The sequence below is a fragment of the Microbacterium sp. NPDC087591 genome (assembly GCF_044743625.1).
Lineage (GTDB): Bacteria > Actinomycetota > Actinomycetes > Actinomycetales > Microbacteriaceae > Microbacterium.
The window spans coordinates 1,920,356-1,943,154 of sequence record NZ_JBIUWU010000001.1; the positions used below are offsets into that span (position 1 = coordinate 1,920,356).

The following is a 22,799-nucleotide window of genomic DNA, read 5'->3' on the forward strand; positions in this document are numbered from 1 at the left end:
GCATTCGAGGGTCGGAGTACAGTTGAGTCATCGCGACTCAGGTTTCCCTGGTCGCCGCAGGTTTCTGAACCGATCAACGTCCTCAACAAAGGAGAAAACACATGGCACGTGCTGTGGGAATCGACCTCGGAACGACGAACTCCGTCGTCAGTGTCCTCGAGGGTGGCGAGCCGAAGGTCATCGCCAACGCAGAAGGCTTCCGTACGACCCCGTCTGTGGTCGCATTCACGAAGGACGGCGAGGTGCTCGTCGGCGAGACCGCGAAGCGCCAGGCCGTCACCAACGTCGACCGCACGATCTCTTCCGTCAAGCGCCACATGGGCACCGACTGGAGCTTCGACATCGACGGCAAGAAGTGGACGCCGCAGGAGATCTCCGCGCGCATCCTCATGAAGCTGAAGCGCGACGCCGAGTCGTACCTGGGTGACACGGTGACCGACGCGGTCATCACCGTCCCGGCGTACTTCAACGACGCCGAGCGTCAGGCCACGAAGGAAGCCGGCGAGATCGCGGGCCTCAACGTGCTCCGCATCATCAACGAGCCCACCGCTGCCGCGCTCGCCTACGGTCTCGACCGCGGCAAGGAGGACGAGCTCATCCTCGTCTTCGACCTCGGTGGTGGAACGTTCGACGTCTCCCTCCTCGAAGTGGGCAAGGACGACGACTTCTCGACCATCCAGGTGCGCTCGACCGCCGGTGACAACCGCCTCGGTGGAGACGACTGGGACCAGCGTCTCGTCGACTACCTGATCAAGCAGTTCAAGGAGACCACGGGCGTCGACGTCTCGGGTGACAAGATCGCCCTGCAGCGTCTGAAGGAAGCGGCGGAGCAGGCGAAGAAGGAGCTCTCCAGCTCCACGAGCACCAGCATCAACCTGCCGTACCTGTCGCTCACCGACTCCGGCCCCGTCTCGCTCAGCGAGACCATCACCCGCGCGAAGTTCGAGGACCTGACCAAGGACCTGCTCGACCGCACCAAGAAGCCGTTCGAGGATGTCATCCGCGAAGCCGGCATCAAGGTCGCCGACATCGACCACATCGTGCTCGTGGGTGGATCGACCCGTATGCCCGCCGTCGCCGAGCTCGTCAAGCGCGAGACCGGCAAGGACGCGAACAAGGGTGTCAACCCCGATGAGGTCGTCGCCGTCGGCGCTGCGCTCCAGGCCGGTGTGCTGAAGGGCGAGCGCAAGGACGTCCTGCTCATCGACGTCACCCCGCTGAGCCTCGGCATCGAGACCAAGGGCGGCATGATGACCAAGCTCATCGAGCGCAACACCGCGATCCCGACCAAGCGCAGCGAGACCTTCACCACGGCAGACGACAACCAGCCGTCCGTCGCGATCCAGGTCTTCCAGGGCGAGCGCGAGTTCACGCGTGACAACAAGCCGCTGGGCACGTTCGAGCTCACCGGCATCGCGCCGGCTCCTCGGGGCATCCCGCAGGTCGAGGTCACCTTCGACATCGACGCGAACGGCATCGTGCACGTGTCCGCCAAGGACAAGGGCACCGGCAAGGAGCAGTCGATGACGATCACGGGCGGCTCCTCGCTGTCCAAGGACGACATCGAGCGCATGGTGCGCGAGGCCGAGGAGAACGCCGCTGAGGACAAGAAGCGCCGTGAGGCCGCCGAGGTCCGCAACCAGGCCGAGACCCTCGCCTACTCGATCGACAAGCTGATCAAGGAGAACGAGGACAAGCTCCCCTCCGACGTCAAGGAGTCGGTCCAGGCCGATGTCGACGCCCTCAAGACGGCTCTCGCCGGCGAGGACGACGACGCCGTGAAGAGCGCGTTCGACAAGCTCAACGAGTCGCAGACGAAGCTGGGCGAGGCGATCTACGCGCAGTCCCAGGCGGATGCCGCAGCCGGCGCTCCGGCTGACGGCGAGGCTCCCGCGGCCGACGGCGCATCCTCCGACGAGGATGTCGTCGACGCCGAGGTCGTCGACGACGAAGAAGACAAGAAGTAATCATGACGGACAAGAACTTCGACGAAGTGCCTGACAAGGATCAGCACGCGGCCGGGGTTCACGGTGAGGGGTCGGATGCTCAGGCATCCGGCCCCGCGCCGCAGAACCCCGACTCCACCGAGGCTGCCGCGGCCGAGGGCTCTGACGACGACCTCACGGTCGACGACATCCTCGGAGCGACGCAGACCGGTGAGGCCGCTGCGGAGGACGCCGTGCTCGCCGACCTCGAGTCGACGCTGCTGAACGACCTCAAGCGCCTCCAGGCCGAGTACGCCAACTACCGTCGCCGCACCGAGGATCAGCGTCAGCTGGAGGTCGAGCGCGCGAAGGGCGAGGCGGCCAAGGGCCTGGTGCCGGTGCTCGACGATCTCGATCGTGCTGCTCAGCACGGCGACCTCGTGGAGGGCACACCCTTCGCGGCGATCGCCGAGAAGGTGCGTGCGGTCGTGGAGCGCCTCGGTGTCGTCTCGTACGGCGAGATGGGTGAGGAGTTCGACCCTCAGCGCCACGAGGCGATCTTCCAGCAGCCCACGCCCGGTGCCGAGAAGACCACGATCCTCGAGGTCATCGAGGTGGGCTACCGCCTCGGAGACGTCGAGCTGCGTCCTGCGAAGGTCGTCGTCGCTGTCCCTGCAGAGTAGGTGATCAATGGCTAGCCAGGATTGGTTCGACAAGGACTTCTACAAGACCCTCGGGGTCTCGAAGGACGTCAGCGAGGCCGAGCTGAAGAAGGCGTATCGCAAGCTCGCCCGCAAGTACCACCCCGACTCCAATCAGGGTGATGCCAAGGCCGAGGCGACGTTCAAGGAGATCAGCGAGGCGTATTCGGTGCTCTCCGACGCCGACCAGCGCAAGGAGTATGACGAGATCCGCGCCATGGGCTCGGGCGCTCGCTTCACGGCGGGCGGCTCGGGTGCCGGCGGGTTCGAAGACGTCTTCAGCCGCTTCGGTCAGGGGCGTGCGGGTCAGGCCGCCGACTTCGAGGACATCTTCGCGATGTTCAACCAGGGTCAGGGTGGTTCGTTCGGCTCTGGTCGGTTCGGGCAGACGTCCGGCGGATTCCGCGGGTACGGCGGTCCGCAGCGCGGCGCCGACGTCACCGCGCGCACCACGCTCGACTTCGTCACCGCCGTGCAGGGGGAGACCATCTCCCTGCAGGGCGAGGACGGCAAGCCGTTCAAGGTGAAGATCCCCGCCGGCGTCGCCGACGGTCAGAAGATCCGTCTGCGCGGACGCGGCCGCCCCTCGCCGGACGGCGGGGACAACGGCGACATCGTCGTGCAGATCTCGGTGCGCCCGCATCCGGTGTTCACCCGCGACGGGCTGAACCTCCGGGTGACGGTCCCGGTGACCTTCACCGAGGCCACGCTCGGCGCGACGATCGAGGTGCCCACGCTCGGTGGCGACTCGGTCAAGCTCCGGGTCGCACCGGGCACCCCCTCGGGGCGCGTACTGCGCGTCAAGGGGCGCGGTGTCAAGACCTCGAAGGGCACCGGCGACCTGCTCGCCGAGCTTCAGGTCGCGGTACCTTCGCACCTCGACGACGCCGCCCGTGAAGCACTGGAGAAGTTCCAGGCGCTCGAGCCCACGGAGAACCCGCGGGCCGAGCTGATGGCGAAGGCGCGACGGTGATGAACGCGACACCGGGGCAGGAGGTGCAGGACCATGGCTGAACGGCGAATGGATGCCGACACCCCGGTGTTCGCGATCGCCGCCGCGGCCGAGCTCGCGGGCATGCATCCGCAGACCCTGCGCCAGTACGACCGCATGGGCCTGGTGGTACCCGGCCGCACATCGGGCGGTTCGCGTCGCTACTCCACCCACGACATCGAGCAGCTACGCCAGGTCGCCCAGCTCTCGGCCGAGGGAGTGAGCCTGCCCGCGATCGCGCGGCTGCTCGACCTCGAAGACGAGAACCGGATGCTGCGCCGCCGCGTCGCCGAACTCGAGACCGCCGTCCGTACCGAGCGCGAGAGCCGCCCCGGAGTGCGCGTGTTCGCCGCCGGTTCTGCCGGTGTCGTGCCGATGCCGAGCGGGCGACGTCTGCGCCGCTCGACCGAGATCGTGCTCTGGAACCCGCGCGACGGTCGCTGAACCGCATCCTGCCGCGCAGCGGCGACGTGTGTATCCTGTCAACAGTCAACAGGAGGTCGCCGTGACGCAGACTGTCAAGCGCGGAGAATCCCTCGGAGCCCAAGTGGCTCAGGTGCTCAGGCACCGTATCGTGCGCGGAGAGCTCGCGCCGGGGGCCCGTATCACCGAGGAGGCGCTCGCCGAGGAGTTCGCCGTGAGCCGCGGACCGATCCGCGACGCCCTCACGCAGCTCAGCTTCGAGAAGCTGATCGAGGTGCATCGCCCGCGCGGCGTGTACATCGTCGGCCTCACGCAGGACGACGTCGATCAGCTCTACAGCCTGCGCGGCGCGCTCGAGCAGCTCGCGCTCTCGCGGGCCATGCGCGTCGACGATGCCGCTCGCTGGGCGCCGATGGCCGCTGCGGTGGGGCGCATGGGGGCGGCGGCCGACGCGGGTGATCACGCGGCGTTCGTGGCTGCCGACCTCGAGTTCCACTCGCAGATCTATGCGCTCGCCGATCATCCGCGTCTGGAAGGCGCATGGGCGCAGTACCTCCCCACCTTCACCGCACTCCTCGAGGTGACCATCAACCACGACGAGGACCTGCACGAGTCCTCGGGCGATCACGTGAAGCTCATGGACGTGATGCGCAGCGGCACGCCGGAGCAGGCGGCGGCGGTGCTCACGGCGCACCTCGACGGTGCGCGCGATCGGATGCTGAGCGAGCTCGAAGACCGGCCGGCGTGATGCACCAGTGTTGACTGTTAACAGTAAACACTGCTAGCCTCGCGGTGTCGACAACACGGTCGACCCACGTAGAGGAGCAAAGATGCCCCGCAAGCGCATCACCAGGGCGGCCGCCGCGATCGCCGCCCTCGCAGCCACCGCTCTCATCGTCTCGGCCTGCACCAAGGTCGAAGAGGGCGAAACCGCAGAGTCGGCCTTCCCCGAGAGCGACATCCGCCTGATCATCCAGGCGAACCCCGGCGGAGGCTCCGACCTCTCGTCGCGTGCACTGGCCACCGAGCTCGAGAAGATCCTCGGCGTCAGCATCATCCCCGAGAACATGCCCGGCGCCGCCGGCGCGCTCGCGATGGAGTACGTCGGCGCACAGGACCCGGATGGCTACGTCATCGGTTTCGCACCCGTCGAGATCGCGATGCTGAACACCACGCAGGGCGCGAACGTGCTCCCGGAGGACTTCGACCTGCTCGGCCAGATCATGCTCGCGCCGGGTGTCATTACGGTCGGCGCGAACAGCGGCATCGAGTCGCTGGAAGACCTCGTCGCCCAGGCGAAGTCCGGCGCCGTCACGGTCGCGAACTCCGGCGCCGGCTCCATCTGGGAAGCCGCGACGGTCGGCCTCGGAACCGCCACCGACGCCACCTTCACCCCGGTCCCCTACGACGGCGGTGCGACCGCGGTCGCCGCGGCCGCCTCGGGCGAGACCGTCGCCGCCGTCTCCGGACTCGGCGAGGCGCTCGCGCAGGGTGAGGCCGTGCGCATCCTCGCGGTCATGAACGACGAGCGGCACCCCGACGCGGAAGACGTGCCCACGGTCGATGAGGCCATCGGCGAAGAGGTCGTGTTCGGCGGCTGGGGCGGCATCTACGCCCCGAAGGGTCTGCCGGACGACGTGAAGAGCGAGCTCGAGGCCGCCGTCAAGGAAGCCGTCGAGTCCGACACCTACCAGCAGTTCCAGAAGGACGCAGGGAACCTGGTCGTCTACCGCGACTCCGCCGAGTGGACCACCTTCGTCGACGAGCAGTTCACGCTGTTCAAGGACCTGTTGGGCTGAGAGCCGGGATCCTGACGCTGCGGGGCCGGACTCATCGCCGGCCCCGCAGCGCGACCCGCACTCAGCTCACGCAAGGAGCATCATGTCCCCCTCTGAGACCCCGGTGGAGACCGCGGACCAGGATGAGTACCAGGGCGCCCCCGCCTCGCGGAGCCTGGAGATCGCGTTCGCCGTCGTCGCCCTGGCGTTCACCGCCGGCTACCTGTTCCTCACCACGCAGATCTCGCTGCGTCGCGATGCCGCCCCCGGACAGATCGACGCCCGCTTCTGGCCGCTCGTGATCGGCGTCACCGGCGTCGTCGTCGCGATCGCCCTGCTCGCCATAGCCCTCACCCGCCCTGCGCCCACTCGGGAGGACCTCGAGCGCATCCAGCCGGGCGGCTACGTCCGCGTCATCGCCACGCTCGCCATCACCGGTGCCTTCATCGCCGTGTGGTCGCTCAGCACCGTCATCCTCTTCGGGTACCGCATCGAGGTCTTCCCCGTCGCCGCCGCCCTGCTGATGGCCGCCCTCATGCTCCTCTACGGCCACCGTCGCTGGCTGAGCCTGATCATCTACTCCGCCTCCGTCACGGCGTTCGTCTACGTCGTGTTCGGCATGCTCCTGAGGATTCCCCTGTGAACGCGCTCATGGAGGGGCTGAACTCGCTCCTCGACATCTCGATCCTGCTCTACATGCTCGTCGGCCTCGTGCTCGGCTTCATGGTGGGGGCCTTCCCCGGTATCACCGCGACCATGGCGGTCGCCCTCGCCGCCGGATTCACGATGACCCTCGAGCCCGTGCAGGGCCTCGCAGTGCTGCTGACCATCTACGTCGCCGCGAACTTCGGCGACCGGGTGCCCTCGATCCTCATCAACACGCCTGGAACCCCGGCCTCGATCGCGACCACCCTCGACGGCTACCCCATGGCCAAGCAGGGGCGGGCCGGCCTCGCGCTGACGATCTCCGCGATCGTCTCGGCCGTCGGCATCCTCGCCTCGCTCGTGCTGTTCTCGGTCGCGGCCGTGCCGATCGCCAGCTTCGCCCGCGACTACTTCAAATCGCCCGAGCTCTTCGCCCTGGTCGTCTTCGGCATCTCGATTATGATCGGCATCTCGTCGAAGTCGATGCTCAAGGGCATCCTGGCCGGACTCTTCGGCCTCATGCTCGGCACGGTCGGCACGTACGCCGCGACTGCGGATCAGCGCTTCACGTTCGGCGTGCTCGAACTGGTCGAGGGCGTGAACTTCATCGCCGTGATCATCGGTCTCTTCGGGATCGCCGAGCTGTTCGACCAGCTGCTCACGTACCGCAAGTCGCACGTGCGCCCCATCTCGAGCCTCGGCCGCTGGTGGCCGAACCGGTCCGAGCTGAAGCAGAGCGGTCGCGCCACCGCGGTCGGCGGCGCCGTCGGGCTCGGCGTCGGCCTCATCCCCGCAGCCGGCGGCGACATCGCCGGACTCATCGGGTGGGAGCGCGCCCGCAAGGTCTCGAAGCACCCCGAGATGTTCGGCAAGGGATCCATCGAGGGCGTCGCCGCCTCCGACACCGCCTCCAGTGCCACCCTCGGCGGATCGCTCACCACGACCATGGCGCTCGGCATCCCCGGCGACTCGGTCATGGCGGTCATGATCGGCTCGATGATCATCTGGGGCATCACCCCCGGTCCGACGCTGTTCACCAACCGTCCTGACCTCGTCGTCTCGATCGTCGGCATCATGCTGGTCGCCACGATCCTGTCGCTGGCGCTGAGCCTGGTGCGCATGAAGGGCATGGTGAAGCTGCTCGATGTACCGCAGCCGTACCTGTGGAGCGGCATCCTGATCTTCTGCATCATCGGCACCTACGCCACCTCGAACAGCCTCTCGACCGTGGTCACCATGCTGGTCTTCGGCGTCGTCGGCGTGCTGCTCAAGCGCATGCAGGTGCCGGCCGGTCCCGTGGTGCTCGGTCTTCTCCTCGGCCCGCTCGCCGAGGAGAACCTCGCCCGTACGCTCGCGATCCTGCCGACGCGTCCGTTCTTCGAGGTCGTCAGCCCGATCGCCCTCGTGCTGCTGGCGCTCGCGGTGCTGTCGATCGTGATGCCCGCGATCCGCGCTGCCCGCAAGCCCCGCGACCAGCGCGCCTCGCTCGAGGATTCGATCCTGCACGACGAGAGCATCGTGCAGATCGAGAAGGCGCACGACGAACTCGCCGCGAACCCCGACCTGCTGACCTCGACGGTCCGCAACGTCGACACATCTGCCCGCGCGACCCGCAAGGCGCGCAAGAACTCCAAGGAGAACGAGAAGTGACCCGCTACGACATCCTGACCGCCGTCCCCACCGCGTTCCACCGCGACGGGAGCCTCGACCTCGAGGGTTCGCGGGCGATCTTCCGCTTCGTCGGGCAGTCGGGCAACGAGGGTGCCTTCATCCTCGGCACGACGGGCGAGTTCCCGGCGGTCGACGCTGTGGAGTTCGCCGCGTTGGTCGAGGCGGCGCTCGAGGAGCTGGCCGACCGGATGCGCGTGATCGTGCACGTCGGCCAGCCCAGCACGTTCGAGGCCGTGCGGCTCACACGAATCGCCCGAGAGCTGGGGGCGACCGAGTTCGCCGCCCTCACCCCGTACTACCTCAAGGCCACGGACGACTCGATCTTCGAGTACTACCGCGCGCTGTCGGACGCCGTCGGCGACGGGCGGATGTACGTCTACATCTACCCCGCCCGCAGTGGCAACCCGGTGTCGCCGGAGCTGCTCGTGCGGCTGTCGGCCCTGCCCGGAATCATCGGCGCCAAGGTCAGCGAGCTCTCGCTCGACGAGATCGCCGCCTACCGCGCGGTGGTGCCGGAGGACTTCGAGCTCTACACCGGCGCCGACCGCGACCTGATCGCCGCCGTCGCCGCGGGCGCGCAGGGCGTCATCTCGGGTGTCTCCTCGGTCACGCCCAAGCCCTTCCGTGCCCTCGCGGATGCCGGACGCACGGGGGATGCCGACGCCATCGCCCGCGCGCAGGTCGCGGTCGACGCCGTGGTGTCGCTGATCGGCGGCGACATGGCGCGCATGAAGGAGGGGTACCGCGTGCTCGACGTGGTCGACACCTACTGCCGCATGGCGATCGCCGACCCGACGGATGCCGAGCGCACCGCCGTCGCCGAGGTCGTGGCCGCGCACCGCTGAGTGCCGGGCCGGCCCTGGTCCGGAGCGGCACAGGAGAGGGAAAGGTCGGCTCCTTAGCGTGGAATCAGGGAACGACCCTGCTCCGCGCCTGGCGCGCGGGTGTCCTGCCACGAAGGAAGAACTCCTCATGACGAACACCAAAGCCCCCTCTTCCGCCGCGTCGCTGGGACTCCTCGTCCTCCGCGTCGTCGTCGGTGCGATCTTCGCCGCGCACGGTGCGCAGAAGATCTTCGAGTACACGATCCCCGGCACCATCGGCAGCTTCGCCGACATGGGCGTGCCCCTGGCGGAGATCGCCGCGCCCGTCGTCGCATTCGTCGAGCTGATCGGCGGCATCCTGCTCGTCCTCGGACTGCTCACGCGTCCGGTCGGCATCATCCTGGCGATCGACATGGTCGTGGCGCTGATCCTGGTGCACCTGCCCGCCGGCCTCTGGGTCGGAGAGGGAGGGTACGAGTTCGTCGCCGTGCTCGGCGTCGCGGCCCTCGCGCTGGCTCTCACCGGTGCCGGGCGCTTCTCGATCGACGGGGCCGTGCTGCGCGGCCGTGCGCCCGCCTGGCTGAGCTGAACAGGGCAGCGCTGAGCTGCACGCACGACGACGGATGCCGTGGCCGACAGGGTCACGGCATCCGTCGTTCCCGGGGTGTTGCGGAAGGGAAACCGTGAGACCGCGACATTTCGGCCCGCCGAGGGCGGGGCACTTTCGTTTACGTAAGCCGAAGCATATGAAAACACAAAAGGAGAAAGACTTTCACCGAGGTGCCCTGTGATCCTGGCTCTCAATACGCAAATAAACCTAAACTGAGCGCAGCCGGCATCCGCCGCGGACTTTTACAGCGAAGTAAGGGGATTGCAGATGAAGCTCAAGAGGAGCCTGGCAGGAGTGGCGACAGTCATCACTGCACTCGGGGTCACCGCATGCGCCGGCGGCGCCGCGCCGGTGGAATCGGGAAACGCGTCCGGGGATGCGATCACGTTCCGTTCCTGGAGCCCGATCGAACAGACCACGCGTCAGATGATCGACGCATTCCAGGCCGAGAACGACGGCGCGAAGATCGACGCGACGATCTTCAACTACCCGGAGTACCTCGTCGACCTGCAGAGCCGCGCGAGCTCGAACACGATGCCCGACGTGCTCGGCCTGCAGCCGGGTGCGCTCACCCAGCAGTACCGCGAGAACCTGATGCCGCTGCAGGACTGCGCCGCCGAGACCTGGGGCGATGACTGGCAGAGCAAGTTCTACCCGATCGGCATCGAGCAGGCCCGGATGGGCAACCCCGAGGGCGACGACAACTTCTACTCCCTGCCGATCCTCACCCAGACGGTCAACCTGTGGGCCAACTCCGAGATCTTCGACGAGGCGGGCCTGAGCGTTCCGAAGACGTGGGATGACCTCGTCCAGACCACGAAGGACCTCAGCGGGGGCGACGCCGCGCCGTTCCTGCTCCCGGCCAAGGACTCCTGGCTGCGCAACGTGGTCTTCCTGCAGATCGCCAACAACGTCTCTCCCGGCACCGTGTACGAGGCGGAGGACGGCACCAAGGACTGGACCGATCCCGCGATCGTGAAGGCGTTCGAGTACTGGGGCAAGCTCTTCTCCGACGGCATCGCCCAGGACGGCGCGATCGGTCTCGACGCGTACCCCTCGGCCGTGAACCAGTTCGAGGCGGGCAACGCCGCCATGATCCCGCTCGGCGCCTGGTGGATCCAGCAGTCCGACCCCACCAAGTCCGACATCCCGCCGCTCTCGGAGGGCATGGCCGGCTATGAGCCGTTCCTGTTCCCGACCATCCCCGGAGGGGCAGCGGAGTCGCAGTTCGTCGGCGGCATCGACGTGAGCCTCGGCATCTCGAAGAACACCGCCAACCCCGACCTCGCCTGCAAGGTGCTCACGGACTTCATCGCCGGCTCTGCCGCACAGAAGCTCGTCAACACGATGAACGACGTGCCCGCCGTCACCGGCCTCGCCCCCGAGAAGTTCACGAGCGAGAAGCAGGAGCAGATCTGGAACCTCTTCGTCGACGAGTGGCTGCCCCAGGTGAAGTGGTCGCGTTACTTCGAGTCGCCCAAGCTCGACCAGGCCGTCGCCGACGCGCTGGCCGCGATCGCGACCGGCGACGCCACTCCGCAGGAGGCCGCGGAATCCGTACAGGCTGTCCAGGACACTCTGTAACAACCGGATTCGTGCGGGGTTCGGGGCCTCATCCCCGAACCCTGCCTGAGAGGAGCGCGCATGAAGATCCTGACGAGAGAGAGGCTGGTGGGACTGGCCTTCCTGGCCCCGACCCTCATCCTTTTCGGCGTATTCGTCGTCTACCCCATCTTCTACAACGTGCAGGCGAGCACGTTGCGGTGGGATGGCGTGAACGTCGGCACCGCAGTCGGGATCGACAACTACCTGGAGCTGTTCCAGGATCCGACGTTCCTCATCACACTCCGCAACTCGGCCTTCTGGATCGTGCTGACGATCATCCCGCAGGGGGTGATCGGCTTCCTCCTGGCGGTCGCCCTCAACCAGGGGCTGCGGGGCAGCACGATCTACCGGGCGATCTTCTTCATCCCCGCGATCCTCTCGCCGGTGGTCGTCGGCATCGTCTGGCAGCGGATCCTCGACCCGTTCAACGGCGTGCTCACGGAGATCGGCAAAGCCACCGGGCTCGAATTCCTCGGCGGCAACTACCTCGCCGACCCCCAGACCGCGATCTTCGCCGTGATCTTCGTGAACGTCTGGATGTGGACAGGGTTCTCGATGCTGTTCTACCTCGCGGGACTGCAGCTGATCGACCCCAGCCTCATGGAGGCGGCGCGGATCGACGGGGCGAACGGATTCCAGACCATGGTGCGGATCACCTTCCCGCTCCTGAAGACCACGACGCTCTCGCTCGTGCTGCTCGGGATCATCGGCTCGCTCAAGACCTTCGAACTCGTCTACGTGCTCACGCAGGGCGGGCCCAATCACGCATCCGAGATGCTGCCGACGTTCGCGTTCCTCGAGGCCTTCCAGTTGCAGAACGTGGGCTACGCGTCGGCGATCAGCGTGGTGCTGCTCGTGATCGCCGTCGTGAGCTCGCTCTCGATGGTGCGGGTGTTCGGCGCCGGATTCATCACAGGAGACGAGAAATGACCGCGATGAACGAGACCCGCAACCTCATCGTCCCGAAGGAGGCGGCGAAGACCCGCTCCCGGCATGGCGCCCCGGGGCGCCGCGTGGGCTGGCTCCACGTCGTGCTCGTGCCGCTCTCGGTGCTCTGGCTCGTGCCGATCATCATGGTCGTCGGGCTGTCGATGATGCCGCCGAACAACCCCGGCACCCAGTTCTTCGGGATCTTCCCGGAGGAGTTCAGCATCAAGAACTACCTCACGATCTGGGCGCAGAACCCGATCCTGCTGCATCTGCTCAACAGCCTCCTGATCACCGTGCCCTCCGTGCTCCTGGTGTGCCTGCTCGGGTCGATGACGGCGTTCGCGCTGGCCCGGCTGCGTGTGCCGTTGAAGGCGCTGATCTTCGGCATCCTGATCCTCGCGCTGATCCTGCCGATGTCGAGCATCGTGGTCGCGACCTTCCGCATCCTGCAGTCGATGCAGCTCTACAACAACCTCCTCGGGCTCGTGCTGGTCTACACCGCGCTCGGACTGCCGTTCGCCGTGATCATCATCCGCACCTCCTACCTCGCGATCCCGCTCGAGACCTACGAGGCTGCGCGGCTGGACGGTGCGAGCGCGTGGCAGATCTTCTGGCGCATCTACCTGCCGCTGGGCAAACCCGCCCTCGCGGTGGTCGCGGTCTGGCAGACGATGATGAGCTGGAACGACTTCCTGCTGCCGCTGGTGACGCTGGGCGACAACGCCCTCAAGCCGCTCACCCTCGTGCCGCTCGCGTACCGGGGCATGTACCTGTCGCAGCCGGGTGCGCTCTTCGCGATCCTGGTGCTGATCTCGATCCCGGTCGTGCTGCTGTTCCTCTTCATCCAGAAGTACCTGGTGAACGGCCTCTCGGGGGCGATCAAATGAGCGTCATCGGACTCGACCTCGGCACCAGCGGCGTCCGCGCCGTGGCCTTCTCCGCCGGCGGCGATGTGCGCGGTTCCGCCTCCGCGGCGCTCACGCTGCTGCGAGACGGCACCGGCCGCGTGGAGCTCGAAGCCGCGGAGATCATCACGGCGGCGGAGGACGTGGTTCGCCGCGCCGCCCGGCAGGCCGCCGCCGCCGGCGATCCGGTGCAGGCGATCGGCTTCAGCGTTCTCGGCGAAGCGGTCGTCCCGATAGACGAGACCGGCGCGCCCGTGGCGCGGGTCGCCGTGAGCATGGACACCCGGGGGACCGAGGCCGCCGCCGCGGTCGGCGAGATCCTGGGCGAGGGACGCTTCACGGCGATCACCGGTCAGCCGCTGCACGGCATGTTCTCGCTGTTCAAGATCATGGCCGGAGGCCCCGCCTGGGCGGGAGCCGCCGGCTACCGCTGCGTCGGCGACCTGCTGGCCGAACGATGGAGCGGTGTCGCCGCGATCGACCTGGGCCAGGCAGCGCGCACCGGCATCCTCGATGTCGACAGCGGCGAGTGGAGCGCGGAGATCCTTCGTGCCGCCGCAGTCTCGGCGCCGTGGGTGCGGGCCGAGAGCCTCCCGGTCCCGGTGGCGTCAGGCAGCATCATCGGGGCCGTGCGTGAAGAAGCCGCGGATGCTCTCGGCCTCGCACCGGGCACTCCGCTGGTAGCGGGCACGCACGACCAGGCCGCAGCCTTCCTCGGTGCCGGGGGAGAACCCGGGGTGCGCTCGGTGATCGCGCTCGGGTCGAGCGACTGTCTGACCGTCGGTTCCCGCGTGCGCCCCCAGGGGCTCGAGGCCACCGGGTTCGCGAGCTACCGCGTCGACGACGAGCTGTGGGTGACCCTCGCCGGCACTGCGGCGGGCGGGTGGGCGCTGGAATGGCTCGCCGGTCTGCTGAACCGCGAGGTCGCGGACGTGTTCGGAGCGCTCGCCGACACGCCCCCCGCGCTGCTCGTGCTGCCCTACCTCGCCGGTTCGGGCACGCTCGACAACGACCCCTCCGCACGCGGCACGATCCACGGACTGACCCTCGACACCACGGTGCCCGAGCTCGCCCGCGCGGTCGTCGAAGCGGCGGGGTTCGAGTTCCACAAGATCATCGCCGCGCTGAGTGCGCACGGAGTCGAGGTGTCCGACCTCCACGTCACCGGTGCAGGAGCGGAGAACACGGATGCCCTCGCCGCCCGCGCTGCGGCCGCCGGCGCGTCGCTGACCCCGGTCGGCAGGGATGCTTCGGCCCGGGGCGCCGCGATGCTCGCACTGCGCGGCATCGGCGGAGACCCGGCGCCGGTGCGGCTCGGGCCCTCTGGAGCTGCACCGGCCGGTGCGGGCGCCGACGACGCCTTCGCCGAATGGTACGCGGATCAACGTGCCGCCTACATCGCGCTGTACGAGGCGACCCGCTCCCTCAATCCCCACTTGACCTCACGACCCCAGCCACATCAGAAGGAGAACATGACATGACCGAGACCACGCTGCAGGTCGACTTCGACATCGCGGCCGCGAAGCAGGAGATCCTCGACTACTGCCTGCGCTCGATGGAGTACGGGCTCAACTTCAACACGCAGGGCAACATCAGCATCCGCGTGCCCGGAGTCGAGGACCGCTTCCTCATCACGCCCACCGATCTCGAGTACGACAAGATGACCCCCGAGGACATCGTCCTGGTCAACGGCGACAGCGAACTGATCGAGGGGCGCCTCGGCCCGTCGAGCGAGGTCACCGTGCACATGGCGGTCTACAAGCGCCGCCCCGACGTCAACGCGATCGTGCACTCCGAGCCCATCTACTCCAACGTCTGGGGCGTCGTCGGCTCCCCGATCCTGGGCACCCTGGTCAACATGGTGATCTACACCAAGGGCGACGTGCCGATCATGCCGTTCGAGCTCAGCAACAACACCGAGTTCGGCGAGCACATGTGCGACGCGATGGGCGACCTGAACGCGGTCGTCTGGGCCAACCACGGTCTGCTCACCGTCGGACCGAACCTGCGCGACGCCTTCAAGACGAGCGTGGCCGTGGAGTCCGCCGCGAAGGTGCAGGCCTACGCCCGCGCCCTCACCGACACCCCGATCGTGCTCGACTACGACACCCTCGGCATCACCGAGTCGCTCTGAGGCTCGGGATGACTCTTCAGACGCTGCGGGCCGCGCTCGCCGAGGCCGAAGCGGGCGAGTACGCCGTCGGCGCCTTCAACGTGTCGAGCATCGATCAGGCCATCGCGGTACTCGATGCCGCAGAAGCCGAACGCTCGCCCGTGATCGTGCAGTCGATCGCCGGCATGTCGGCCTATGACGACGAGTCGCGCTGGTGGACGCGGCTCCGCGGCCTGGTCGAGGAGTACTCCGAGGTGCCGGTCGTGCTGCACCTCGACCACGGCCGCACCTACGACGACTGCGTGCGCGCGATCGACCACGGATTCACGAGCGTCATGATCGATGCGTCCCGGTCGACCGACACGGACGAACCGGCCTCGTTCGACGAGAACGTGGGGGCGACCCGACGAGTCGTCGACACCGCAGCGCCGGCCGGGGTGAGCGTCGAAGGCGAGCTCGGCACGATCGGCGGCGCGGAGGCGGGGGTCAGCGGCATCGTCGAGGAGATCGTCTTCGCCGACCCGGATCAGGCCGTCGCATTCGTGGCGCAGACCGGGGTGGATGCGCTCGCCGTGGCCGTCGGCACCAGCCACGGCTCGGTCAAGTTCACGGATGCTGCGGGGGGACAGCGCCTGCGCCTCGAGCTCATCGCCGAGATCAAGAGCCGCCTCCCCGACACGTTCCTCGTGCTGCACGGCTCATCCTCGGTGCCGGCGGACGCCGTCTCGGTCATCAATGCGCACGGCGGCGAGGTGCGCCCGTCGTACGGGATCTCTCCGGCGCAGAAGTCGCAGGGCGTCGCCGCCGGCATCCGCAAGATCAATCAGGGCACCGACTCCCACCTCGCCTGGAGCGCGGAACTGCGACGCTTCCTGCAGGAGAACCCCGCCGTGGTCGAGCCGAGCGAGCAGCTGCGCCCGGCGATCGGCGGCTTCCAAGCGATGGTCGCGCAGCGCATGCGCGAGTTCGGATCATCCGGACGGGCCTGATCCCGATCGGGCCTGATCCGGGTCAGGCGAGCTCGATCGTCAACCCGGCCTCTCGAAGCGCCTCCAGCTCTGCCGGGGGCGCTTCGACGCCTGTCACGAGGGTGTCGATGCGGTCGAGCGGGGCGACCTGGATCATCTGGCTCTTGCCGATCTTGGAGCTGTCGGCGACCACGATGCGGCGGGCTGCCGAGTCGAGGTAGCGGCGCTTCATCGTGACCTCGGGAAGGCTCGAGTTCGTGAAGCCGGTGGTCGACACCCCGTTGCATCCGATGAAGCACAGATCGCTGTGCACCGAGCCGAGGAACATGTCGCCGAGCGGATCGATCAGCGAGCGCTGCTTGTAGCTCACGGTTCCGCCGGTGACGACGACCGTGATGTGGTGCGGCTCCGCGACGCCCAGCTCGAGGGCGATCGTGAGCGAGTTGGTGAAGACCACGACGCCGCGCAGGTCCTCCCGTGCCCGCAGCGCACGGGCGAGCGCGAGCGTCGTGGTGCCCGCGTCGAGGAGGATGGCCATCTCGCTCTCGACGAGCGCCGCCGCGGCGTTGCCGATCCGCCGCTTCTCGGTGACCGCCCTGGTCAGCGCGCGCTCGTAGTCGGGGGAGTGGGCCGTGGACTTGATGCCCGACATCGCCCCGCCGTGCACGCGCTGGATGATGTTCTCCTCGGCGAGCAGATCGAGGTCGCTGCGCACCGTGACCTCGGAGACGCTGAGCGCGCGGCTCAGCTCCTGCACGCGGGCGAAACCCTGGCGCTCGATGATCGACACGATCTGCTCGCGCCGCACTGCGGCGGGGACCGTCTGCGACCACTCTGGCATCCCCTCAGCGTACTCGGCGGGGGAAGGTCGTGATCAGTGCCGTGCGCCGTCGTGTAGGTTTCAGATATCAGAATAGTTACGTAACCATTTTTGCTTGACACCGCTCAAACAGGCGGGTTACGGTAGCGAAATCGATTTCAGATACCCGACCGGGAAATCGACTGCATCGTCGCAAAGAACTTGCTGCCCAAAGGAGTGAACAGTGAAGTTGAACCACGCACACCCGTCCCGCCGTGCTCGTGCACTGCGGATGACCGGTATCGCCGCCGTCGCCGCCCTCGCCCTCGCTGGATGCTCCGCATCCGGTGACGCGGGTGACGGCGCAGACGCCGGAGGAGAGCTCACGTTCTCCAACTGGCAGTTCCTGGAAGACGGCAAGGGCCCGATCATCTGGGATGCCGTCAAGGGCTACACCGGTCCGAACGAGAACATCGAGCTGACCAAGGTCGAGATCCCCTTCGCCAACTACGCCGACAAGCTCAGCACCGAGCTCGGCGCCGGCGGCGGACCCGACGTCATGGTCCTGCAGGACAGCCAGTTCGCGTCGCTCGTCGACGCGGGTGTGCTGGAGCCGCTCGACGACATCGCCGACGAGCTCGGCGACAGCCTCAACAACACCAACGAGGCCGGCTTCTTCCAGGACGGCCAGTACGGCTTCAACTGGGAGCGCCCGACCTACAACACGGTCATCTACAACAAGGACATCTTCGCCGAGCTCGACCTCCAGGTCCCGACCACGTTCGAGGAATTCCTGACCACGGCCGAGACGATCAAGAGCGAGCTCGGCATCGCCGGATTCGCTGGTCGCCACCAGACCGCCGAGATCGACGGCTGGACGCTCGAGATGGCCAACTGGATCTACGGATTCGGCGGCGAGCTCAGCGACGGCAAGAAGCTGACGATCGACAAGGCCGAGAACGTCGAGGCCGTCGAGGCGTTCCTCGAGACCTTCGAGTCGGGCGTCGCACCGATCGGCGACGACGCCTCGACCTTCCGCGCCAAGTTCGGCCAGGGCCAGGTCGGGATGCTGTTCGAGAACTCGGGCGTCGCGACCACCATCACCAGCAACCCCGACAACGTCGTCAACGGCGAGAACATGGGCGCCGCCCCGCTCCCGCTCGCGAATGCCGGATCGAACTCGCAGCTCATCATCGCCGTCAACGCGAACAGCGACAACGTCGAGGCCGCGAAGGACTTCGTGCGCTGGGTGCTGGGCGAAGAGGGCCAGACCGCGATCCGCGCCGGCCTCGGCGCCTCCGCCATGGCGACCGATGTCGAGCCCGACGCCGAGTTCCTCGCCAAGAACCCTTGGGCCACGCAGTTCCTCGAGGCGGCGAAGACCTCGAAGTCGACCCTGGTCGAGGGCTTCGAGACCGAGAGCAAGCCGATCTGGCGCGAGGTGCTGACCGCGGTCGAGGACCTGCGCGTCAACGGCGGTGACGTGAAGAGCACGCTCGCCGAGGTGCAGAAGTCCCTCGAAGCCGAACTCGGCTGAGCGGCGCAGACCCGACTGCGCATCCGAGGGGCGGGAACCCCCATCCCGCCCCTCGCCCCCTCTCCTGAAAGGACCTCAGCATGGCCACCCGCACACTCGAGGCGCCCCGGTCGACGCCTCGCGCTGCGCCTCCGAAGCGGCCGCGAGGCAGCGGAGCCGTCGGACGCTTCATCGAGCGCAACGGCGCCTACCTCTTCCTCTTCCCGGCGATCGTGTACCTCGCGATCTTCACGGTCTTCCCGCTGATCCGTGGGCTGTTGCTGTCGTTCACCGCGACCAAGCTCGTGAACCCGGCGGGCGGCAAGCCGGTCGGCGTCGAGAACTACGAGTACCTGCTCTCCAGCGACAAGTTCTGGACCTCGGTCATCACGACCCTGCTCTACACGCTGTTCACGGTCGTCTTCTCGGTGGGCATCGGCACCGCGGGCGCCCTGCTGCTGAACACCGCCTTCAAGGGCCGGGGCATCATCCGCGCGATCGCCACGATCCCGTGGGCGGTGCCGACCGTGGCCGCGGCACTGATCTTCGTCTGGATCTACAACAACGAGCAGGGCATCCTCAACCGCACCACCGCCGCGCTCGGCATGGGCCAGCACGGGTGGCTGGTCGATCCGCAGTACGGGCTGTTCGCCGTGACGCTCGCCACCGTGTGGAAGCTCACCCCGCTCGTGATGCTCGTCATGCTGAGCGCGCTGCAGAGCGTGCCGCAGGAGCTGCGCGAGGCGACCTGGGTCGACGGTGCCACGCGGTTCCAGTCGTTCCTCGCGGTCACGCTGCCGCACCTGATGCCCACACTGCGGGTGATCACCCTGCTCATGACGATCTGGTCGATCCGCCGCTTCGAGATCATCTTCCTCATCACCGGCGGCGGTCCGCTCGACGTGACGAACACGCTGGTCGTGAACGTCTACCGCACCGCCTTCCAGGATCAGAACCTGGGTCGTGCCGCGGCGATCGGCGCCCTCGGGCTCGTGCTCTCGCTGCTGGTCACGGTCGTCTACTTCATCGTCGAGCAGATCCAGGAACGTCAGGAGAGCCAGCGATGACCACCATGCGCATCCCCACCGATCTGCCGCGTCGTCGTGGCGTCGCCGCCAAGTTCGGCAGCCTCGGCAAAGCCGTGCTCATCACCCTGCTCGTGGTGTTCGCCGGCTTCCCGGTCTACTGGATGCTGGGCACCTCGCTCGGCACCGAGGCCTCGCTCTACGGGGGCAGCCAGCCGCTGATCCCCGAGTTCCAGAACATCGGCCAGTGGGGCGGCTTCCTCTCGGACATCCCGATCTTCCGCTGGCTCGGCAACTCGTTCGTAATCGCGGCGGGCACCACGGTCCTCAGCCTGGTGCTCGCGACCATGGCCGCCTACGCGCTCAGCCGCTACCGGTTCCACGGCCGCGGCGTCGCCGGGTTCATCTTCTTCAGCACGCAGATGCTGCCGGAGGCGCTCATCATCGTGCCGCTGTACGCGATCTTCGCGGGCGCAGGACTGCTCAACAGCCACTGGGGACTCGTCCTCGCCGACACCGCGTTCGTGATGCCGGTCGCCATGTTCATCATCAAGAGCGGCATCGACAAGATCCCCTACGAGATCGAGGAGTCGGCGCGCATCGACGGATGCTCGCGTCTGCGCATCCTGACCACCATCGTGCTGCCGCTGATCATGCCGAGCATCGCGGCCGCCGCCGTCATCGCGTTCTTCGACGGCTGGAACGAGTTCATGTTCGCGAACACCTTCATCTCGTCGTCCGACCTGTGGCCGGCATCCGTGGGGCTGTCGTCGTTCCTCGGCCAGTTCTACACGCCGATGAACGTGGTCATGTTCTGCGCGCTGCTGTTCGCACTCCCGGCCATCATCTTCTTCCTGTGGGCGCAGCGGGGCATCGTCTCCGGCCTCACCGCAGGATCCGTCAAGGGCTGAACGCCCTGCAATCTGGAGTTCTCCTCTATGTCTGAAGTACTCGATCCGCTGTTCTCCGTCCGGGACAAGGTGGTGATCGTCACCGGCGGCTTCGGCCAGATCGGTGCGGAGTTCGTGCGCTCGCTGCACGAACGCGGTGCCCGCGTCGCCGTCACCTCCCGCAGCGAGGTGGCCGACCCGGCTGCCCGGCTCGGACTCGACGACCCCGACGGCCGGCTGCTGGCGGTCGCGATGGACATCACCGATCAGGCGAGCGTGGATGCCGGCTTCGACCGGGTGCTCGCGACCTGGGGTGTGCCGACCGTGGTCGTGAACAACGCCGGACTCGACACGCAGCCCAGCGCCCCGCCCGAGGTGTCAGGACCGTTCGAGGAGTTCCCGGTGGAGGTGTTCCGCGAGGTCGTCGATACCAACCTCGTCGGCACCTTCCTCGTGACGCAGGCCGCAGGGCGGCGGATGCGGGATGCCGGCGTCGGAGGGTCGATCGTGAACGTGGGCTCGATCTACGGCATGGTCTCACCGGTGCAGGACATCTACGCGTACAAGGCCGAGGACACCGGCATCCCGTTCATCAAGCCGGTCGCGTACTCGGCCGCCAAGTCGGGGCTGTACAACCTCACGCGCTACTGCGCCACGTACTGGGGACGTGCCGGCATCCGCGTCAACACGCTCACCCCCTCCGGTGTGCGCCGTGACACGCAGGATGCGAAGTTCCAGGCGAACTACATCGAGCGCATGCCGATCGGCCGCATGGCCGAGGCCGACGACTACAACGGCGCCCTGGTGTTCCTCGCCTCCGACGCCTCGGCGTACATGACCGGGTCCAACGTGGTCGTCGACGGAGGGTGGACCGCATGGTGACCGACGTCCTCGGCGACCGCCTCTTCACGGCGGCCGTCACCCCGATGCGCGCCGATGAGAGCATCGATCACACGGCACTGTCGGCGATGCTCGACAGCGACATCCGCCGCGGGGTCGAGGGCCTGTACGTGTGCGGGTCGTCGGGGGAGGGCGTGCTGCTCTCCGAGGGCGAGCGCATCGCCGTCGCCGAGACCGCGGTGTCCGCGGCTGCGGGGCGGGTGCCCGTGGTGTCGCACGTCGGCGCCATGTCGACCGGTGAGGCGATCCGCATCGCCGCCGCCGCGAAGGATGCGGGAGTCGCGGCGATCTCGATGATCCCGCCGCTGTACTACGGCTACTCGACCCCCGACGTGGTGCGGCACTTCCGCTCCGTGATCGACGCGGTCGACCTGCCGTTCGTGCTCTACAACATCCCCCAGTTCACCGGTCGCGACATCTCCGAGGGCGGCTTCGACGAACTGCTCGCGCTGCCGCAGGTGGTCGGCGTCAAGCACACCTCGCGCAACCTCTACGGAGCCGAGCGCATCATCCGTCGCTACCCGCACCTGACGCTCGTGAACGGCTTCGACGAGTTCTACCTGCCGGCGCTCTCGATCGGCGCGCGCGGGGCGATCGGCACGACCGTGAGCCTGCAGATCGAGCTGTTCCTCTCGCTGCGCCGCCGCTTCGCCCAGGGCGACCTCGACGGGGCACGCGCGGTGCAGGTGCGCATCAACGACACGGTCGAGGGCATGGTCGAGGTCGGGGTCTTCGGTGCCGCGAAGTATCTCAGCGGCCGGTCGTCCGTGCCCCTGGGCGACTGCCGCGCTCCGCTGCCCGCGCTGGATGACGACGGGCGCGCGCGTCTGGATGCGGTGTTCTCCCGGCTGCAGGAGCACATCGCCGTCACGGCCGAGGAGGACGCCCGCGTCGCCTGACCTGACGTCGGTGCGCGTGCCGTCAGTCCGCGTCGAGGTGCGACTCCCACGTCCAGGCGTCATCCGGCTGCGTGGAGACGCGGGCGGTGGCGGCCTGGATCTCTCGGACGTACGCGCGCATCGAGATCGGCAGCGCCGCGGTGAACACGGTCTGCGCGGTCAGCCGGGTGTCGAGGGATTCGAGGGAGCCGGCGACCGTGCGGAGGACATCGGCGAGGAGCTCGACCGATTCGAGCGTGGTCGCTGTCGTGGTCGAGGTGGTGGTGGTGACTCCGCCGCCGTGCCCGGTGAGGATGCTTCGTCCCGCCGAATCGTGAGCCGTCGGGGGCGTCCATCGCGTATCGGTGAGCCGGTTGTGCAGGGTCACGAGAAGGCGGAGGGAGTCAGCGATGTCCTTCTGTGCGCCGGGGCTGATGACCTCGCCGAGATCCGCCCGCGCGAACACGTCGACGCGTCGCCACAGCGGCTGATTCGCCGGCGGCTGCGGGCTCGTCAGCGCGATGATGCCGCCCAGGGCCTGCGTGATCCGCACAGCCGAGGACGTCGCGGAGCTCTGCGCCTTCGCCAGTCGCGCACGGGAGTCTCCCGGTGCTGCGTGCGACTCCGGTTCCATGCCTCCAGCATGTCAGATCCGATGCCCGCTCCTGCGTGATCGGACCTCCGCAGTCATACTGAAATCGG

Annotated in this window: 23 protein-coding genes; 21 read left to right on the forward strand and 2 right to left on the reverse strand. The window is 67.7% G+C overall.

The annotated features are described in order from the left end of the window. The first annotated feature begins 101 nt into the window (after positions 1-101). The 16 genes from dnaK to ACIOVG_RS09185 all read left to right on the forward strand — a co-directional run bounded on the left by dnaK (position 102) and on the right by ACIOVG_RS09185 (position 16,110). Positions 102-1,967 carry a molecular chaperone DnaK gene (gene dnaK, locus ACIOVG_RS09110; RefSeq protein WP_400871863.1) on the forward strand — a complete coding sequence of 622 codons (1,866 nt, stop codon included), beginning with the start codon at positions 102-104 and terminating at the stop codon, positions 1,965-1,967. Positions 1,968-1,969: 2 nt separating this feature from the next. Next, positions 1,970-2,608, forward strand: coding sequence for a nucleotide exchange factor GrpE (locus tag ACIOVG_RS09115; RefSeq protein ID WP_400871866.1), 639 nt, complete (start codon positions 1,970-1,972; stop codon positions 2,606-2,608). A gap of 7 nt (positions 2,609-2,615) precedes the next feature. After that, positions 2,616-3,599, forward strand: a complete 984-nt coding sequence (locus ACIOVG_RS09120; protein WP_400871869.1) for a DnaJ C-terminal domain-containing protein — start codon at positions 2,616-2,618, stop codon at positions 3,597-3,599. Between the two features lie 33 nt (positions 3,600-3,632). Further along, entirely contained in the window at positions 3,633-4,061 is a 429-nt protein-coding gene (locus ACIOVG_RS09125) for a heat shock protein transcriptional repressor HspR (RefSeq protein ID WP_400871872.1), read from the forward strand. A gap of 61 nt (positions 4,062-4,122) precedes the next feature. Next, positions 4,123-4,788, forward strand: a complete 666-nt coding sequence (locus ACIOVG_RS09130) for a GntR family transcriptional regulator (protein ID WP_400871875.1) — start codon at positions 4,123-4,125, stop codon at positions 4,786-4,788. Between the two features lie 82 nt (positions 4,789-4,870). After that, positions 4,871-5,839, forward strand: coding sequence for a tripartite tricarboxylate transporter substrate binding protein (locus tag ACIOVG_RS09135; RefSeq protein WP_400871878.1), 969 nt, complete (start codon positions 4,871-4,873; stop codon positions 5,837-5,839). Positions 5,840-5,921: 82 nt separating this feature from the next. Next, the gene (locus ACIOVG_RS09140; RefSeq protein WP_400871881.1) at positions 5,922-6,461 is read left to right on the forward strand and encodes a tripartite tricarboxylate transporter TctB family protein; all 540 of its coding nucleotides are present in this window, start codon (positions 5,922-5,924) and stop codon (positions 6,459-6,461) included. After that, a complete protein-coding gene (locus ACIOVG_RS09145; RefSeq protein ID WP_400871884.1) occupies positions 6,458-8,113 on the forward strand; it encodes a tripartite tricarboxylate transporter permease in 1,656 nt (551 codons plus the stop codon). The genes ACIOVG_RS09140 and ACIOVG_RS09145 overlap by 4 nt, the downstream gene beginning before the upstream one ends. Then, positions 8,110-8,979, forward strand: a complete 870-nt coding sequence (locus ACIOVG_RS09150; RefSeq protein WP_400871887.1) for a dihydrodipicolinate synthase family protein — start codon at positions 8,110-8,112, stop codon at positions 8,977-8,979. The genes ACIOVG_RS09145 and ACIOVG_RS09150 overlap by 4 nt, the downstream gene beginning before the upstream one ends. 127 nt (positions 8,980-9,106) lie before the next feature. After that, complete coding sequence (locus ACIOVG_RS09155; protein ID WP_400871889.1) at positions 9,107-9,547, forward strand: DoxX family protein; 441 nt, start codon at positions 9,107-9,109, stop codon at positions 9,545-9,547. A 288-nt stretch (positions 9,548-9,835) separates the two neighbouring features. Continuing rightward, a complete protein-coding gene (locus tag ACIOVG_RS09160; protein WP_400871892.1) occupies positions 9,836-11,152 on the forward strand; it encodes an ABC transporter substrate-binding protein in 1,317 nt (438 codons plus the stop codon). Positions 11,153-11,212: 60 nt separating this feature from the next. Next, on the forward strand, positions 11,213-12,103 hold the full coding sequence (locus ACIOVG_RS09165; protein WP_400871895.1) for a carbohydrate ABC transporter permease: 891 nt from the start codon (positions 11,213-11,215) through the stop codon (positions 12,101-12,103). Further along, a complete protein-coding gene (locus tag ACIOVG_RS09170; RefSeq protein ID WP_400871898.1) occupies positions 12,100-12,990 on the forward strand; it encodes a carbohydrate ABC transporter permease in 891 nt (296 codons plus the stop codon). Before ACIOVG_RS09165 ends, ACIOVG_RS09170 begins: the two co-directional genes overlap by 4 nt. Next, positions 12,987-14,489, forward strand: coding sequence for an L-fuculokinase (locus tag ACIOVG_RS09175; RefSeq protein ID WP_400871901.1), 1,503 nt, complete (start codon positions 12,987-12,989; stop codon positions 14,487-14,489). Before ACIOVG_RS09170 ends, ACIOVG_RS09175 begins: the two co-directional genes overlap by 4 nt. Beyond that, positions 14,486-15,142: a class II aldolase/adducin family protein gene (locus tag ACIOVG_RS09180; RefSeq protein ID WP_400871904.1), complete on the forward strand. Its 657-nt coding sequence runs from the start codon at positions 14,486-14,488 to the stop codon at positions 15,140-15,142. Before ACIOVG_RS09175 ends, ACIOVG_RS09180 begins: the two co-directional genes overlap by 4 nt. Before the next feature lie 8 nt (positions 15,143-15,150). After that, a complete protein-coding gene (locus tag ACIOVG_RS09185) occupies positions 15,151-16,110 on the forward strand; it encodes a ketose-bisphosphate aldolase (RefSeq protein WP_400871907.1) in 960 nt (319 codons plus the stop codon). A gap of 22 nt (positions 16,111-16,132) precedes the next feature. Here the strand turns inward: ACIOVG_RS09185 and ACIOVG_RS09190 are convergent, their stop codons facing one another. Then, on the reverse strand, positions 16,133-16,930 hold the full coding sequence (locus ACIOVG_RS09190; protein ID WP_400871910.1) for a DeoR/GlpR family DNA-binding transcription regulator: 798 nt from the start codon (positions 16,928-16,930) through the stop codon (positions 16,133-16,135). Positions 16,931-17,132: 202 nt separating this feature from the next. On the opposite strand from ACIOVG_RS09190, the gene ACIOVG_RS09195 reads away from it, so the two are divergent. The 5 genes from ACIOVG_RS09195 to ACIOVG_RS09215 all read left to right on the forward strand — a co-directional run bounded on the left by ACIOVG_RS09195 (position 17,133) and on the right by ACIOVG_RS09215 (position 22,118). Beyond that, entirely contained in the window at positions 17,133-18,425 is a 1,293-nt protein-coding gene (locus ACIOVG_RS09195; protein WP_400871913.1) for an ABC transporter substrate-binding protein, read from the forward strand. 80 nt (positions 18,426-18,505) lie between these two features. Further along, on the forward strand, positions 18,506-19,471 hold the full coding sequence (locus ACIOVG_RS09200) for a carbohydrate ABC transporter permease (protein WP_400871916.1): 966 nt from the start codon (positions 18,506-18,508) through the stop codon (positions 19,469-19,471). Further along, entirely contained in the window at positions 19,468-20,340 is an 873-nt protein-coding gene (locus tag ACIOVG_RS09205; protein ID WP_400871919.1) for a carbohydrate ABC transporter permease, read from the forward strand. Before ACIOVG_RS09200 ends, ACIOVG_RS09205 begins: the two co-directional genes overlap by 4 nt. Positions 20,341-20,367: 27 nt before the next feature. Continuing rightward, the gene (locus tag ACIOVG_RS09210; protein ID WP_400871922.1) at positions 20,368-21,201 is read left to right on the forward strand and encodes an SDR family oxidoreductase; all 834 of its coding nucleotides are present in this window, start codon (positions 20,368-20,370) and stop codon (positions 21,199-21,201) included. Further along, complete coding sequence (locus tag ACIOVG_RS09215) at positions 21,195-22,118, forward strand: dihydrodipicolinate synthase family protein (RefSeq protein WP_400871925.1); 924 nt, start codon at positions 21,195-21,197, stop codon at positions 22,116-22,118. The genes ACIOVG_RS09210 and ACIOVG_RS09215 overlap by 7 nt, the downstream gene beginning before the upstream one ends. 22 nt (positions 22,119-22,140) lie before the next feature. Here the strand turns inward: ACIOVG_RS09215 and ACIOVG_RS09220 are convergent, their stop codons facing one another. Continuing rightward, positions 22,141-22,731, reverse strand: coding sequence for a hypothetical protein (locus ACIOVG_RS09220; RefSeq protein ID WP_400871928.1), 591 nt, complete (start codon positions 22,729-22,731; stop codon positions 22,141-22,143). Positions 22,732-22,799: the final 68 nt, after the last annotated feature.

Coding starts and splice junctions, on each gene's coding strand:
- dnaK (WP_400871863.1), top strand. CDS start 102: ATGGCACGTGCTGTGGGAATCGACCTCGGAACGACGAACTCCGTCGTC.
- ACIOVG_RS09115 (WP_400871866.1), top strand. CDS start 1,970: ATGACGGACAAGAACTTCGACGAAGTGCCTGACAAGGATCAGCACGCG.
- ACIOVG_RS09120 (WP_400871869.1), top strand. CDS start 2,616: ATGGCTAGCCAGGATTGGTTCGACAAGGACTTCTACAAGACCCTCGGG.
- ACIOVG_RS09125 (WP_400871872.1), top strand. CDS start 3,633: ATGGCTGAACGGCGAATGGATGCCGACACCCCGGTGTTCGCGATCGCC.
- ACIOVG_RS09135 (WP_400871878.1), top strand. CDS start 4,871: ATGCCCCGCAAGCGCATCACCAGGGCGGCCGCCGCGATCGCCGCCCTC.
- ACIOVG_RS09140 (WP_400871881.1), top strand. CDS start 5,922: ATGTCCCCCTCTGAGACCCCGGTGGAGACCGCGGACCAGGATGAGTAC.
- ACIOVG_RS09155 (WP_400871889.1), top strand. CDS start 9,107: ATGACGAACACCAAAGCCCCCTCTTCCGCCGCGTCGCTGGGACTCCTC.
- ACIOVG_RS09160 (WP_400871892.1), top strand. CDS start 9,836: ATGAAGCTCAAGAGGAGCCTGGCAGGAGTGGCGACAGTCATCACTGCA.
- ACIOVG_RS09165 (WP_400871895.1), top strand. CDS start 11,213: ATGAAGATCCTGACGAGAGAGAGGCTGGTGGGACTGGCCTTCCTGGCC.
- ACIOVG_RS09170 (WP_400871898.1), top strand. CDS start 12,100: ATGACCGCGATGAACGAGACCCGCAACCTCATCGTCCCGAAGGAGGCG.
- ACIOVG_RS09175 (WP_400871901.1), top strand. CDS start 12,987: ATGAGCGTCATCGGACTCGACCTCGGCACCAGCGGCGTCCGCGCCGTG.
- ACIOVG_RS09180 (WP_400871904.1), top strand. CDS start 14,486: ATGACCGAGACCACGCTGCAGGTCGACTTCGACATCGCGGCCGCGAAG.
- ACIOVG_RS09185 (WP_400871907.1), top strand. CDS start 15,151: ATGACTCTTCAGACGCTGCGGGCCGCGCTCGCCGAGGCCGAAGCGGGC.
- ACIOVG_RS09190 (WP_400871910.1), bottom strand. CDS start 16,930: ATGCCAGAGTGGTCGCAGACGGTCCCCGCCGCAGTGCGGCGCGAGCAG.
- ACIOVG_RS09200 (WP_400871916.1), top strand. CDS start 18,506: ATGGCCACCCGCACACTCGAGGCGCCCCGGTCGACGCCTCGCGCTGCG.
- ACIOVG_RS09205 (WP_400871919.1), top strand. CDS start 19,468: ATGACCACCATGCGCATCCCCACCGATCTGCCGCGTCGTCGTGGCGTC.
- ACIOVG_RS09210 (WP_400871922.1), top strand. CDS start 20,368: ATGTCTGAAGTACTCGATCCGCTGTTCTCCGTCCGGGACAAGGTGGTG.
- ACIOVG_RS09215 (WP_400871925.1), top strand. CDS start 21,195: ATGGTGACCGACGTCCTCGGCGACCGCCTCTTCACGGCGGCCGTCACC.
- ACIOVG_RS09220 (WP_400871928.1), bottom strand. CDS start 22,731: ATGGAACCGGAGTCGCACGCAGCACCGGGAGACTCCCGTGCGCGACTG.